Genomic DNA, 13,885 nt, shown 5'->3' with positions numbered 1-13,885 from the left:
GCCGGCGGCTCCGGCGCTCCGCGTGGCCTGATCCGGGCGTTGTTCGGGGCGCGCAGGGCGACGCCCCCTCGGGTCAGGGCGCCTTCGACCCCGACGCCGACCACGGCCCGCACGTCGGCAGCCCCGCGGTCTTCTGGGCGCATGCCGCCGTCGTCGGCGCCGTCAGCACGGCCGCGATCCTGTCCGCCATCCGCCCGCACACGGCGGGCGGCAGCGCGATCCGCCCGTCGTCCTCGACCCGGAAGCCGGCGTCGCTCCCGGCGTCGAGCGCCACAAGGCACCGCTTGTCGTCGCCCTCGCCGTCGTCGCAGATGCCGTCCCCCGCGGCGGTCTGCAGCGCCACGTTCAGCGTGGCCCCGCGCTCGGTCGCGATGGTGCACGTCTCCCGGTCGACGTCCGCCGGCGTCCCGTCCTCGAAGCAGGTCGTCACGTCGAAGCACTCCCCGCTCCCGTCGCCGGCGCCGCCGCCGTAGACGTCCCCCGGCGCGTAGTCGGGCAGCGCGCTCGCATCGATCTGGCTCGACACGCACGCCCCCGCGACGCAGGTCTGCCCTTCCCCGCAGAGCGTGCTCACGACGTCGCCGCTGCCCTCGCTGCGCGCCGAGCCGTCGCATAGGAAGTCGAGCGGCAGGGTCAGGAGCACGATGCGATCCTTCGGGATCCTCGTGACCGCCTCGCGCAGGATCCGCACGGGGCCGAGCGCGTCGTTGACGCGGGCGCTGACCTTGATCCGGATGGCTTCCCCCCCGTCGCCGGACGAGAAGAAGCCGATCGTCGCCGGCAAGCGCGCGGCGGCGTCGGCCTCGCCGAGCCGCTCGTAGGCCTGCTCGAATTTGCGCGTGCCGCCCTCGAACACCTGGACCTGGAGGACGTCGAAGTCCTTTGGCAGGGCCAGATCCGTCGAGACGGCGACGACGATCTCGTCGGGCGCAGAGCAGCCTCCGCACGCGAGCGCGCCGAGCACGACGAGCGCGACGGGAGCGAACCGGCGGCCGCGGATCATCGGCCCCCCCCGAACGGGATCACGAAGGTGGCGCCGCCGCCTCGCGCGGACAGGGCGACCGAGCCGGGCGACGTGTTGCCGCTCACCGGCGCGTCCCCGTCGAAGGCCCCGAGGCTCAGGAGGACCACGCCCGTGAGCGCGACGACGCCGCCGCCGATCCAGATCCAGCTCTCGAGGTTGCTGTCCTTGGGCAGCGGCTGAAGCGAGATCTGCACGCGGCGCGTCTGGTCGTCGTGGATCATGACCTCGGACTGGTGCGACGCCATCCCGGACGCCGTGACGCGGAGCGCATGCCCGCCGCTCGGCACCGGGCCCTCCCAGGTGCCGCGGCCGACCACGCGGCCGTCGAGCGAGATGACGGCATCCGGCGGCGCCGCGACGATGAGCCGGCCCTGGTGGACCTCTCTCTCCAGCGTGGCCTTGACCGTGACCACGCCGCCGCCCGCCACCTGCTCGGAGACCTCGACGTCCTTGAATCCCCTCTTCGTCACGCGGATCTTGCGGGTGCCGATGTCGAGCAGCACGGGCTCGCGCAGCGGGGTCTGGCCGACCTCCTCGCCGTCGACGAGGACGGTGGCGCCCGCCTCGCTCGCCTGGAGATCGAGGCGGCTCACGTAGGCCTTCGTCGCCTCGATGAGCTCGGCGGCGTCCTTGCGATCCTGCTCCGTGAGCTGCGGGCCGGCGTCGCGAAGGAGCTGCTCGATCGTCGCGAGCAGGCGCGTGTAGCGCTTCAGGTTCTTCTGGCAGAGCGCGATGTTCCAGAGCAGCCGCGGGTCGCGGGAGAGCTCGTAGGCGCGCTCGAACTTGATGATCGCGTTGCGGTAGTCGCCGTCGTTGAAGAGGATCCGCGCCGCCTCGTACTCGGCCTTGGCCTCGCCCGTCAGCGTCTCGGACAGCGGGCGCGGGGCTGCGGGGGCGCTCGCAGCGGGCGCGGGCTGCGCTCCAGCGGGCGCGGGCTGCGCTCCAGCGGGCGCGGCCCCGGTCAGCGCGGCGCCGCCGAGCGCGAGCGCGGCCGTGATGCGGAGACACCTGCGGCGCCACCGGGGGAGTCGTTTATTTTCAGGCAAGCTCACTTGGGTGCTCTCTCGTTGAGCCGGTCGAAGACGCTGGGGTTCGCATTCCCCTGCGGCGCGGCCGTCGTTGTCGACGGGGCGGCCGAGGACGAAGCTGCCGTGGCGGGTCGAGCCGACGCCGACCCCGCCGGGGCCGTCCGCCGGGGCGCCGTGGGCGCGGGGGTCGCGGTCGTGGCCGCCGGCGACGCCGATGCGATCGCCGGCGATGCCACCGGTGCGGCCGCGGGCGCCGATGCCGTCGCCGGCGCGGTCGCCGTATCTGCCGGCGCTGCCGCGGTCGCGGCGGTCACGATCGGAGCGACCGGCGGAGGCGCCGCGGCCGTGGCGGGCGCGGACGGCCCGGCGGTGGTTGTCTCGGCCAGGGCCGACGGATCCGCCGGATCGCTGCGGAACAGGACGAGGCGCAGGACCCCGCCGAGCACCGCTGCGACGCCCACCCCGGCGAGCGCGAGCACGAGGCCCGTCCGCTTGCGACCGGCGGACGCGGAGCCCGCGGCCGCCCAGCCGGGCGCCGTGGCCGCCGAGGGGCCGACCGCGGCGCCGGCGGTCGCGGCCGCAGCGGTGCCGGCCGCAGCGTCCGCAGGCGGCATGACGCTGCCCCGCGCCTGCGCCGTCGGCCCCGGGGGGACGCTCATCCGCTCGCGCGCGGCGCTCGCCCTGTCGCGCCAGGCGACCGCGGGCACGAGCCCCAGCGTCCGCTCGATCCGCTCCAGCGAGGCCAGCGCGAGCGGAGGACCGAAATCGACGATGGCGCCCGCGAGCTCGGCGACCGACCTGAAGCGCTTCGCGACGTCCCTCTCGAGGCAGCGAAGGATCGCCGCCTCCAGGCCCGGCGGCAGGTCGCGCCGGAAGAGGCTCGGAGACGGCGGCGCCTCGGTGTTGATCATCAGGATGAGCTCGGACAGGGAGCTCGCATCGAACGGGACGCGCGCCGTGAGGAGCTGGTACAGGATGGCGCCGAGCGACCAGATGTCCGCGCGCGTGTCGACCGTCCGCGCCGAGCGCATCTGCTCCGGCGCCATGTAGAGCGGCGACCCGAGCACCATGGCCGTCTTCGTCAGCCCGAGCTCCGGCTCGGCCCCGGCCGCCGACGGATCCGCCAGCGCCTTCGAGATGCCGAAGTCGAGCACCTTCACCATGCCGCTGCCGTCGGCCCCGCGCGTGAGGAACAGGTTCGCCGGCTTCAGATCGCGGTGGATGATGCCGGCCGCGTGCGCCTCGGCGATGGCCTCGCACGCCTCGAGCACGTAGCCGACGGCCTCCTCCAGCTCGAGCGGGCCGCGCTCCCGCAGCGTCTGCTGCAGGTCGCTCCCCTCCAGGTACTCCATCACCATGAACGGCGCGCCGGTCTCGAGCGTGCCGACGTCGAGCACGCGGGCGACGTGCTCGCTCTTCAGGCGCACCGCCGCGCGCGCCTCGCGCACGAAGCGCTCCACCATCTCGGCGTTGGCGCCGGGATGGAGCAGCTTGATGGCGACCCGCTGCTGGAGCTGCTCGTGCAAGGCGGCAACGACGACGCCCATGCCCCCCTGCCCGAGGATGCGCTCGACCCGGTATTTTCCCGACAGAACTTGACCTTCGGCAACCGGTGCGCTCACGGACGCTCCTGCGCTGGGGCTGCCTTCGGGCGCCACCATCGCCACGTTATCCAGGGGCCACCTTATTCCATCCGGCGCTGGCCTCCAAGACTTGCCGGCCGGCACCGGGAGCCGCCGGCCGGGCAGCTGGGGCCTGATGAGCCGGACAAGACAGACGTGTTCAGACGTCGACCTGGCCACGACGGCGGCCGCGGAGCCGGCCCGGGCGCGCAGCGGACGGGCGGCTCATCCGTGGCGCTCCCCATGGCGGTCCGGGGCGACTACCCTACGCGCCATGCCCCGCATCGCCAACGTCGAGCGCAAGACGCGCGAGACCGACATCCGCATCGAGATCGATCTCGACGGCCAGGGCCGCTCGTCGATCAAGACGCCGCTCCCCTTCCTCACGCACATGCTCGATCAGATCGCCCGCCACGGCCTGTTCGACCTCACCATCCACGCCGAGGGCGACGTCGAGATCGACGGCCACCACACGACCGAGGACTGCGGCATCACCCTGGGCACGGCCGTGCAGCAGGCGCTCGGCGACAAGGCGGGCATCGCGCGCTACGGCGAGGCGACGCTCCCGATGGACGAGGCGATGGCGCAGTGCGCGCTGGATCTCTCCGGCAGGCCGTACTTCGTCTGGCGCGTGCCGCTGCCGAAGGCGAAGCTCGGCACCTGGGACGTCGAGCTCGCCCCCGTGTTCTTCGAGGGCTTCGCGCGCGGCGCGGGCGCCAACCTCCACGTCCGCCTCATCGAGGGGGACAACCTCCACCACATCGTCGAGATCTGCTTCAAATCCTTCGCCAAGGCGCTGATGAAGGCGACCCGGATCGAGCCGCGCGTCGCCGGCATCCCGTCCACCAAGGGGAGCCTCTGACCATGCAAGCGATCGCTCTCGTCGACTTCGGGATGGGCAACCTGCGCTCCGTCGAGCGGGCGCTCCTCCAGGCCGCCGGAGAGGCCGGCGCGCCGTGCGCCGTGACGCGCACGGGCGATCCGGAGCTCGTCGCGCGGGCGGACAAGGTGGTGGTGCCGGGCCAGGGCGCCTTCCGCGACTGCGCGGCCGCGCTGGCGAACGGCCTCGGCGAAGCGCTCCACGAGCAGATCCGCAAGGGCACCCCGTACCTCGGCATCTGCCTCGGCATGCAGGCGCTCCTCGACGCGAGCGAGGAGGCCGAGGGCGCGCGAGGGCTCGGCGTGTTCCCCGGCGTCGTCAAGCGCCTCACCCCGGCGCTGAACGTGGCCGAGGCCGGCGCGCCGGCAGGCGAGCCCTGGTCCGGGATCAAGATCCCCCACATGGGGTGGAACCGCATCGCGCTCACCCGCGAGGTCCAGGGCCCGCTCCGCGCGTTCGCCGGGGAGAACCCGTTCGTCTACTTCGTCCACAGCTACCACGCGGTCCCCGACGACCCCACGCTCGTCGCGGCGACGACGCAGCACGGACCGCACCGGATCACCGCGGCGATCGAGCGGGACAACGTGACCGCGACGCAGTTCCACCCCGAGAAGAGCCAGGAGACCGGCCTCCGCCTGCTCGTCCGGTTCCTCGGCGGGTGAGCCGCGGCGCCAGGGTTCGGCGCGAAGCCTCGAGAAAACCTAGTGCGGGCGGTGCGCTCGGTGGTGCGCGAGCCCGAGGTGCGCGCGCCGCAGCTCCGGCTCGCGCGCGGCCAGGCCGCGCCGTGACGGGAGCGCTCGCCCCTTGCGCGCCGCGACCCCGCGCTCCGTCGGCCGCGGCGTGAGGGGGAGGTCGACGATGAACGCGGCGCCGCGGCCGAGCTCGCTCTCCACGCGGATCGCGCCTCCGTGCGCGCGGACCGCGGCGTGCGCGATGTAGAGGCCGAGCCCCAGGCCGCCGAAGCGCTCCACCGGGACCGCGCGCTCGAAGCGCGCGAAGATGCGCTCCTGGTCCTCGCGCGCGATCCCCATGCCGTGGTCGCGCACGATGAGCCGCGCCCACAGGCGCGTCGCGCGCACCTCGACCGAGATCGGCTTGTCCTCGCCGAAGGTGATCGCGTTCTTGATCAGGTGGAAGATCATGCGCTCGAGCTGCGATCGGTCCCACCGGCCGACCACCGCGCCCTCGGCGGCGACCGCGATCGCGCCGCGCGCGGCCGGCCGGTGCGCGGCGGCGGCCGCGACCGCCTCGCGCACGAGCACGGCGAGATCCACCCGCTCGCGGGCCGGGGCGCGCTGGACCGGCTCGGCGCGCCGCGCCTGGAACATGTCGTCGCACAGCCTGGCGAGCCGGCCGAGCTGACGGTCGAAGACGGCCAGCATCGCCGCCGCCCACGCCGGGGTCTTCTCGGGCTCGCGCTCGCTCATCCGCTTCGTGAGCTGGAGCTGGAGGAGCAGCGAGGTGAGCGGGGTCCTGATCTCGTGCGCGGCGAGCACCAGGAACTCCTCCGGGAGCCGGGCAGCGTCATCGTGGCTCGCGACGGCGGAGGCGAGATCGTCGAGGTTGGGGCAGAGCGCGGTCATGGCAGAGCCTGATAGCGGATCCGAGGTGTGCCCTGCGATGAGCAGGATGCGTGCCGTCCACGCGCCTTCGCCGACTGGCACTTCCGACATGGATAAGGTCCTTTCGGCCGAGCGGACGCGCGTCATGGCGTCGCCTCGCGCGCTCGTCCCGCCCGCCAACTGCGCAAATTCCCGCTGTCAGTGAGCCTCGGGACAGCGGCGGCTCGGGAGGCGCCGTAGCGCCGGTAGGCCGCGGCGCAGGCCGGTGCGGGCTCGCCCTTGCTTGCGGGTCGGGGCCCGCGGACAAGCTTTGTGGTCATGCAACACCAGAGTGGAGAGCAACACCAGAGTGGAGAGCCCGGAGCCAGGGCTCAGGCCCGCGGGTCGATGAGCGAGCTGCGCGCGCTGCTCCGGGAGTTCGACACCGCCATGCTGGTCACGATGACCCCGGAGGGGCTGCTGCGAGGGCGGCCGATGGAGATCCAGGAGCCCGCCGAGCTGATGGATTGCGATCTCTGGTTCGTGACGCAGGAGGAAACGCCGAAGACCGGCGAGATCGCCCGCGAGCACCAGGTCGCGGTCTGCTGCTACAGGCCGCGGGATCGGGCGTACGTCTCCATCTCGGCGCGCGCGACGATCGACAGGAACGAGGAGAAGATCCGGAGCCTGTGGAAGCCGTCGTGGAGGGCGTGGTTGCCGGACGGCCCCGAGCACCCGCACGCCGCCCTGCTGAAGCTGAGCGTCGAGCGCGCCGAGTACTGGGAGCCCGAGGGCGGCCGGCTCCGGATCCTGTACGAGAAGGCCAAGGCGCTCGTTCAGGGAAAGCCGGCGGACGAGAAGCTGAATCCACCGAAGCACATCTGAGCGCCGCGCCGGCCTGCCGCCACGGCTCGGCCGCGTCTGGCCCCTGGGCTTCCTCCGCTGTGACAATCGTCGTATCCGAAGGGGCGCTCGGGCGTGGCGCGGCCACGGAGCACCGAAGCAGGTGGACGACTCAGGGCGACGGGAGCAGGCCGAAGAGGCGACCGAGCGCCTCGGTGAGCGAGCCGTCGTCGTTGCTGCCGACGACCAGCTCGGCGATCTGCCGGAGCGATCGCGGGCCGTGGCCCATCGCGATGGGATAACCGCACGCCTTCAGCATGGGGATGTCGTTCTCGCCGTCCCCCGCCGCGGCCATCTCCCGCGCGGACAGCCCCCTGGAGGCGGCGATGAACGCGAGCGCGCGCCCCTTGTCGATCTTGCTGCGCGTGATCTCGATGTAGTTCTGCTTCGAGCGCGCGACGGCGACGTCGTCGTCGAACGCCTCGAGCTCCTCGGCGAGCCGTGCGCCGTCGTCGCCTCCCTCGTCGGTGATCATCAGGATCTTTTCGGTGACGGGGCGGCTCGCGAAGCCGACATCGACCGTGGGCGCAAAGCCGATGATCTCCGCCTCGCCCCAAACGCGCCGATCGACGGACTGAACGATCCAGTCGAAGCCCGCGTAGAGGTTCAGGCTGACGCGATCGTCTCGCCCGTAGCGCGCCAGGAGGCGCTCCACGCTCGCCTGCGGCAGCGGCGAGCGGTCGAGGATCTCCCGGCCGGCGCCGAAGACGAAGGCCCCGTTCAGCGCCGCCCAGGGCCCTTCCAGCCCCAGGTCGCCGGCGATCTCCTCCACGGAGCGAGGGGGGCGCGAGCTGATCAGCGTCAGCAGGATCCCCTTGCGGGTCAACGCCGAGCACAGCGACCGCATCTCCGCCGACACCGAATGGTCGGATCGCAGCAGCGTCCCGTCCAGATCCAAGGCGACGCCCCGAAGTGCTCCCGAGCTCATGCGCGCTCTCCTGTCCTGCCGCCCGCCACTAGCACGGCCGAGCCCGGGCGCGCGATATGTCCGGAGGAACCTCGCCGCGCGCCGCGTCGGATCGTGACGCCGGCGGCGACGCGCTCGCCCCATCGCCGCGAGGCGCGCGCAGGCGGGCCCGAACGGGTGAGAGGTCGCTCGGCGGCGCCGGCGCGGCGACGCTCAGATCTTCTTCTTCGGCTCGAACTCCGTGACCGTGTGGAGCGTCTGGGCGGCCCTCTCGCCCCTCCTCGGCGGCGTGAGCCCCTCCCCGTGCACCTCGGCGACGATGGCCGTGATGTTGTCCTCGCCGCCGCGCTCGTTCGCGAGCGCGACGAGCCGCTCGCACGCGGCCTCGATCGAGGGACCTCGCTCGATCACGGCGAGCATATCCGCGGCCGAGAGCTTGTTGGAGAGCCCGTCCGAGCAGAGCAGGAAGCGATCATCACGCCGTAGATCGAGCCGCGCGACGCTGGCCTTGACGTCAGGGTCCAGGCCCATCGCCTGGAGCAGCATGCTCCGCATCGGGTGGCGCTCCGCCTCCTCGGGCTGGATCATGCCGGCGTCGATGAGCGCCTGCACGAAGCTCTGGTCGTGCGTGATCTGGAGGATCTGCCCGTTGCGGATCAGGTAGGCACGTGAATCGCCCACCTCGGCGACGTGCGCCTCCGTCCCGTGCACGCAGACCGCGGTGAGCGTCGCGCCCATGCCCTTGCGGCCCGGCTGCTGCGAGGCTTGCCACACCTCGCGGTTCGCTCGCTCCACGGCGACGAGGGTCGCTTCGTCCCAGTTGCCGCGCGCCGAGGCCATGGCGCGCCGCAGCGCCTCGACGACAAGGGCGCTCGCGACCTCGCCGGCGGCCGCGCCGCCCATACCGTCGGAGACGGCCAGCAAGACGGGATAGGAGGCTTCGAAGGTGACCGCCTGGGCAGGCGGCGCTGTCTTGGCGACCGACGTGAGGTGCGCGATGAGGAGCGTGTCCTCGTTGTTCTTACGAACACGGCCAACGTCGGTAATACCACAGGCCCTCACCGTGATGTCCTCAGCTCGCAGTGCCGTCGATGTCATGTATTCTCTCCTGTTTCGTTGCTTTCACCCACGGATCGGCCATCCCCCCGGGCAGCAGGATTGTAACCGTCGATACGTGCTCGCCGCTGAGATCCAGCGCGCGTATGCCGGTGCCTCCTGGACTTCCTGATGCGCATAGGGCGGAAGCGCAGAAACTGTCGTGTGATTCACACACACGCGCGAAAATCGTCGATCAGCCGTGGGTGCGTCGCACGTCTCCGCCATCGATACGTCGTCTGGTGCGGCGGCGGGCCACGTCAAGGAGGGCGTCGCGACCTGACCGACGTCGGCGCCTCGCCCTCATGAAGGAGAGGCCTTGCCACCTGGTCGGCGGCGGCACCTGGCGGTGGCGGCTCCAGCCGGACCGATGGCCCGACGGGCTGGAAGTGGAAGGAGGCTTCGAGGTCGGGCGCCGGGCAGACGCCCGACCCATGTGAGACGCGGGGGCGTCTGATCGTCAACGCGTCGGGCTCGGTCGTCGAAGATGGGGGGGACCGCCGTCAGGTCGGGCTCCTGATGGGGCAACGACGATCAGGTCGTCTCGGTCAGCTCAAGGGATCGCGGCGGGAGTGAACGGCATCGGGAAGATCTGCCCCTCCCTCCACGCCTCGGCGTGATCCGCGTAGTGGCACGTGCGCGGGTCGCCGCTCATGCCGGTGCTCATCACCCCCAGCGAGCCGTCGAGCGGCGAGAGGTTCCAGACGAGGCGCGTCGCGCTGAGCGCGTCCTGATCGAGCGCGCCCCGCACGCCGCCTTTGCTCTCGAAATCACCGGGCGGAAGATCCAGGATCCCCACCTTCGCGAACCAGCCGCCGATGTTCACCGTCTCCACGTCGCCGGCCGCGGGGAACGTGCCGATGGCGAAGCGGTCGTCCTCGCCCGCGAGCGGGTGGTTGTAGGTCAGCGTGTGAATCCCGCCCCACGTCCACGCGCTCACGTCCGGGCCCAGCGTGTCGCGGAGCATCGCGTCCGCCTGGCCGAGCGCTGCGCGAACGGCCTGGTCCCGAGCGGCCGTCGGGTCGATGCCCGGCTCGATGCCGAAGTACGGCGCGCGCGGGTTCTCGAGCACGTCCATGAGGCCGGCGAGCTGGTTCGTGAGGAACACGCTGGGCGCGAAGAGCTCATACTCCGCGGCCCCGACCACGTCCCTCACCGTGTTGCGCAGCAGGATCAACGTGAGCATCTCGTAGACGGCCGCGCCCTGGCTGCTCGCCGCCGCGTTTCCGTCCCACGCTTGCAGGGCCGCCATCGCAGCGGCCGCGCTCGGATCGTCGGCCGGCAGCCCGACGCGCCCGAGCGCAGCCAGGTAGATATCGCGCAGCGGCAGCCCGATGGTGGTCTGGGTGTCGAGCTGGATCGACGCCATGTCCTGCGGCGTGAGCGGCGCCGTCGCCGTGGTCAGGCGGGTGGTGATCCGCTGCGCGCGCCACGGCATGTCCCAGTAATTGGCGAGGTGGATCGGCCGCCCCTTGGGGGCGTAGCTCCGCGGCACCATGCGGTGATTGGCAGTCACCAGGATGTGCGAGGGCGGATCGTAGACCGAGGGCAGCTCCGCGTCGGTAGCGTACCCGGTCCACTCGTGTCCACCCGTCCCGGGCACCGGGTAGAGCGCGTTCAGCGGGCTCTCGCGCTGCGGCGCGAGGCCCGAGTTCTGATAGCCGATATGGCCGTGCTGACCTGTATAGTCCGCAAAGATGAAGTTCCAGCCGATGCTCTGCTTCAGCGCCGCCGCCCTGAACTGCGTCCAGTTCTTCGCCGCCGGCATCTCGAAGAAACCATCGACCTTCCACTCCGGCTGCCCCGCGGTGGACTTCAAGGCGAGCGTGCCGACCCCATCCAGCCCGTCGAGGCCGTCGTTGATGACTGGCCCGTGCGGCGTCGAGCGGAACGTCCGCTGGACGTCCGGCTGTCCCTTCACGCGGATGGTCTCCACGCGCGTGGTGACCGGCCTCCACTGGCCGCCCACGAGCACCTCCTCGCCCCCTCCGCTCGCCTCGCGGAGCGTCTCTATATAGAGATCCACGCTGTCGAACAGCGAGTAGGTCGGCACCCAGGCGATACGCTCGGTGTGGCCGCTGATGAACCCAGGGAACCCGGGCACCATCCAGCCCGCCACGTTGTACTGCCCGGGCACGTTGAGCTGCGCCACGTAGACGGCGGCCGGGGTCGAGTGAGGGAAGTGCGGGTCCGTCGCCAGGAGCGGCTTCCCGGTGGACGTGAGGTGCCCGTCGACGGCCCAGGCGTTGCTCGCGCGCCCGCTCGCGGGCGCCATGCGCAGGAGCTGCTCCGCGAGCTCGCGCGGGCCCTCCAGGCAAGACGGCGGTGGCGGGTTGACGATGGCCGCCGAGGGCGCGCTCGGGCCGGGCGGCACGAGGAACTGGGAGATCGGGTTCAGGTTGCCCTGCGCGTCGAACATCGACACATGGTCCGGGGCCTCCTTGATCAGCGTCGTCGAGACCTCCGTCCCGGCGATCCCGGCCACCGCCGCGCGCTCGAGTTTGGTGAACCACGTCAGGGTGTCGAACGTGACGCCCACGTAGATGTAGGCGAGGACGCTATCCTCGGGCGTCCACGGATCCGGCTGATACCCCAGGGTCTGGAACTCGAGAGGCAAGCCGCTGCTCGAGAACTTCGCCCTGGCGATGTACTGGTTCACGCCCGAGGCGCAGCCCTGCAGGGCGCGCTTCGTCCGGGAGGTCGCCGTCGCGTAGCGCGCCGCCGCGAAAGCCTGCAGGTTCTGTGCGCGCGCGAGGAGGTCCTGCTCCAGGATGCCGTTGTCCTCGCCGGGGCCGTAGATCTCTGCGAGGCGCCCCTGAGCGCTGCGGCGCAGCACGTCCATCTGGAAGAGCCGATCCTTCGCCATCGCGTAGCACAGGCCGGCGTAACCGGTCTTCTCGTCCCACGCGGTCACGTGGGACATCCCTTGATTGTCCACACGGATGTACGCCACGCCCAGCTCGTCGATCGCAACGGCGGTTTGCTCATCCGGCAACTCGCCATCGTGGGCAACGCTGCACGCAGCAGCAGACAACAGGAATGCCACGCCGGTCATTCGCCTGATCATACAGCTCTCCTTCTGCTGGCCGTTCTCGCAACAGCCGCAATTTACAGTTCACCTGCACCACGTCCGCCCTGCGCCGCTGAGGCTTCTCCGCTGCGAATTCACAGAGAGCGGCCAACGGTGCGACATGCCGCTTCAGACGCACGAGCGCGCGTCAAAGCGGCCACCGAGGCAACGGACAAGACGAACGGGCGAGCCTCCTCTGTCGCTCTCACACACCCGAGTTAAGCGGATACGAACTAACCAATACGATCAGAAAGTCAAGCTCTTCTTGCTATTCAGTCCCGTGCTCGTCCCGTGCTTGTCCGGTGCTTGTGCTGTTCCTGGCCGTGTTCCTGGCCGTGTTCCTGGCCGTGTTCCTGCCTTGCCACCGATACAGCCGGGCTGTATGCCGCCGCTGATAGGCACCGTCTAAAGCGATCTAGGTGCCTCGCTGCGTGTGTACTTCTCGCAAAACCTGCAATCTAGCACTCTCTTGCAGGCGCGCCACGCCGGAACTGAGCTCGACCGGACAGACGCCCGCACCGATCGAGGTGCTTTCCCGTGCCCGTACACACGGCACGTCCCGTGCCCGTACACACGGCACGTCCCGTGCCCGGCACGTGGAGCAAGGTGGCTCCCGCCGCAGGTGCGTCGCAGGAAGTCGTCCGCGGCATCACCGAGAGCAAGGAATCGTCGTCGACGCCACAGGTCATGCTCCGAGAGAGCGCTGCGCGCGGCGTCCACTGGCACGCGGGGCCGGACTGGCGCGGTGAAGCCTACGGAAGCCGCGCTCCCCGTCAGCGCTCCGAAGGCAACGGCGAGGACGTCATGAGGCTCCAGGATGTGTCTCGACGCCGACATCACGGAGGCATACAGCTCCGGCACGAGAGCACCGGAGCGACCGAGATGACCTGCCCCGCCCTGCGTTGGTATCAGAGCGGCGTGGAGGGGAGGCCCGTGCCCTGGACGCGGCGTGGACGAGGAGACGCCTTGGCGAGGAGCTTATCGATGGTCGCGCGCGGCGCGGTCGTCGATGGACGCGCCGCCGTCGAGCGCCGCGCAGATCTCGGTGAAGCTGTCGAACGGCGTGCGCGGCACCCCGTCGCGGGCGCAGAGCGCGTCGAGCGCGCTGCCCCGCACCGCGAACACGCGGTCGCAGCACCGCGCAGCGGGGTAGTCGAGGCGACCGTCGCCGATGTAGACCGTGGCGGTCTCGCCGGCCGCCGCCTTCAGCTGATCGATCACGCGAACCTTGAAGTCGTCCCCGGGACCGAGCCGCACCGCCTCGGGGACCGTCACCCGCCAGCGCCCGTCGAAGACGGCATCGAAGCAGGAGAACGCCGTGCCGGGCGGCAGAAACTCGCGGATATAGAACGGCAGCCCGTGGCTGATCACGTGGAAGACCCACCCCCGGCGGGCGCAGAGCGCGAGCAGGTCCTCGAAGCCAGGGCGCAGGGCCGCGTGGGGGCGCAGCTCCTCCAGCAGCTCGGCCGCCGAGCGCCCGACATCGGCGTAGCCGCGCTGGAGGAGCTCGAGCGGCGTGAGCTGCCCCTCCGCGACAGGCCTGAGCAGCGCCTGCCGCCAGTCATAGGTCAAGTGGGCGTCCCAGACCCGGTTCGTGAGGTCCGCGCTGGTGATCGTTCCGTCGAAGTCGCTGAGGATGAGCACGGCGCTGATTCTGCACGTCCGGACACAGGACGCCACCGCTCCGTCGCCCGCTCGTCTCGCTCTCGCCGCGTCGCACCTGATCGGGGTTGAGAGGGCAAGGTGTCCTCCGGCCGCGGACGCGAGCTACGCGCCGTCAGGCCATGACGCTCGAACCGCGACGGTCCCCGACGA

Annotated in this window: 11 protein-coding genes; 3 read left to right on the top strand and 8 right to left on the bottom strand. The window is 71.3% G+C overall.

Translation table 11 applies throughout. The features are described 5' to 3' along the window. Positions 1-73: 73 nt before the first annotated feature. From WMF24_RS14500 to WMF24_RS14490, 3 genes are read right to left on the bottom strand one after another with little or no spacing between them, the layout of a single operon-like run. The gene (locus WMF24_RS14500; protein ID WP_437736987.1) at positions 74-1,003 is read right to left on the bottom strand and encodes a hypothetical protein; all 930 of its coding nucleotides are present in this window, start codon (positions 1,001-1,003) and stop codon (positions 74-76) included. Continuing rightward, positions 1,000-2,076, bottom strand: a complete 1,077-nt coding sequence (locus WMF24_RS14495) for a PEGA domain-containing protein (RefSeq protein ID WP_437736986.1) — start codon at positions 2,074-2,076, stop codon at positions 1,000-1,002. Before WMF24_RS14495 ends, WMF24_RS14500 begins: the two co-directional genes overlap by 4 nt. Then, a complete protein-coding gene (locus WMF24_RS14490) occupies positions 2,073-3,674 on the bottom strand; it encodes a serine/threonine-protein kinase (protein WP_437736985.1) in 1,602 nt (533 codons plus the stop codon). Before WMF24_RS14490 ends, WMF24_RS14495 begins: the two co-directional genes overlap by 4 nt. Positions 3,675-3,948: 274 nt before the next feature. Here WMF24_RS14490 and hisB point away from each other — a divergent pair, with 274 nt between their 5' ends. Then, positions 3,949-4,536: an imidazoleglycerol-phosphate dehydratase HisB gene (hisB, locus tag WMF24_RS14485; RefSeq protein WP_437736984.1), complete on the top strand. Its 588-nt coding sequence runs from the start codon at positions 3,949-3,951 to the stop codon at positions 4,534-4,536. A gap of 2 nt (positions 4,537-4,538) precedes the next feature. Then, entirely contained in the window at positions 4,539-5,216 is a 678-nt protein-coding gene (gene hisH, locus WMF24_RS14480; protein ID WP_437736983.1) for an imidazole glycerol phosphate synthase subunit HisH, read from the top strand. A gap of 39 nt (positions 5,217-5,255) precedes the next feature. Here the strand turns inward: hisH and WMF24_RS14475 are convergent, their stop codons facing one another. Beyond that, positions 5,256-6,137, bottom strand: coding sequence for a sensor histidine kinase (locus WMF24_RS14475; protein ID WP_437736982.1), 882 nt, complete (start codon positions 6,135-6,137; stop codon positions 5,256-5,258). Between the two features lie 366 nt (positions 6,138-6,503). Here WMF24_RS14475 and WMF24_RS14470 point away from each other — a divergent pair, with 366 nt between their 5' ends. Further along, entirely contained in the window at positions 6,504-6,980 is a 477-nt protein-coding gene (locus WMF24_RS14470) for a pyridoxamine 5'-phosphate oxidase family protein (RefSeq protein WP_437736981.1), read from the top strand. 130 nt (positions 6,981-7,110) lie between these two features. On the opposite strand, the gene WMF24_RS14465 is transcribed toward WMF24_RS14470, so the two are convergent. The 4 genes from WMF24_RS14465 to WMF24_RS14450 form a co-directional block, all read right to left on the bottom strand. Next, complete coding sequence (locus WMF24_RS14465; RefSeq protein WP_437736980.1) at positions 7,111-7,926, bottom strand: Cof-type HAD-IIB family hydrolase; 816 nt, start codon at positions 7,924-7,926, stop codon at positions 7,111-7,113. A 192-nt stretch (positions 7,927-8,118) separates the two neighbouring features. Further along, entirely contained in the window at positions 8,119-9,003 is an 885-nt protein-coding gene (locus tag WMF24_RS14460; protein ID WP_437736979.1) for a PP2C family protein-serine/threonine phosphatase, read from the bottom strand. Positions 9,004-9,553: 550 nt separating this feature from the next. Then, positions 9,554-12,067, bottom strand: a complete 2,514-nt coding sequence (locus WMF24_RS14455) for a penicillin acylase family protein (RefSeq protein WP_437736978.1) — start codon at positions 12,065-12,067, stop codon at positions 9,554-9,556. Positions 12,068-13,048: 981 nt separating this feature from the next. Continuing rightward, complete coding sequence (locus WMF24_RS14450; RefSeq protein ID WP_437736977.1) at positions 13,049-13,714, bottom strand: HAD-IB family phosphatase; 666 nt, start codon at positions 13,712-13,714, stop codon at positions 13,049-13,051. Between the last annotated feature and the right edge of the window lie 171 nt (positions 13,715-13,885).

Origin of the sequence: Sorangium sp. So ce1335, assembly GCF_051521615.1 — a bacterium.
Taxonomy (GTDB): Bacteria; Myxococcota_A; Polyangia; order Polyangiales; family Polyangiaceae; genus Sorangium.
The sequence above is the reverse complement of the archived record's forward strand: the minus strand, read 5'-3'. Positions and strand labels throughout refer to the sequence as shown.

Bases quoted from the DNA above. Each gene is read 5' to 3' on its own strand.
- hisB (WP_437736984.1), top strand. From the start codon at position 3,949: ATGCCCCGCATCGCCAACGTCGAGCGCAAGACGCGCGAGACCGACATC.
- WMF24_RS14500 (WP_437736987.1), bottom strand. From the start codon at position 1,003: ATGATCCGCGGCCGCCGGTTCGCTCCCGTCGCGCTCGTCGTGCTCGGC.
- hisH (WP_437736983.1), top strand. From the start codon at position 4,539: ATGCAAGCGATCGCTCTCGTCGACTTCGGGATGGGCAACCTGCGCTCC.
- WMF24_RS14475 (WP_437736982.1), bottom strand. From the start codon at position 6,137: ATGACCGCGCTCTGCCCCAACCTCGACGATCTCGCCTCCGCCGTCGCG.
- WMF24_RS14470 (WP_437736981.1), top strand. From the start codon at position 6,504: ATGAGCGAGCTGCGCGCGCTGCTCCGGGAGTTCGACACCGCCATGCTG.
- WMF24_RS14465 (WP_437736980.1), bottom strand. From the start codon at position 7,926: ATGAGCTCGGGAGCACTTCGGGGCGTCGCCTTGGATCTGGACGGGACG.
- WMF24_RS14460 (WP_437736979.1), bottom strand. From the start codon at position 9,003: ATGACATCGACGGCACTGCGAGCTGAGGACATCACGGTGAGGGCCTGT.
- WMF24_RS14455 (WP_437736978.1), bottom strand. From the start codon at position 12,067: ATGATCAGGCGAATGACCGGCGTGGCATTCCTGTTGTCTGCTGCTGCG.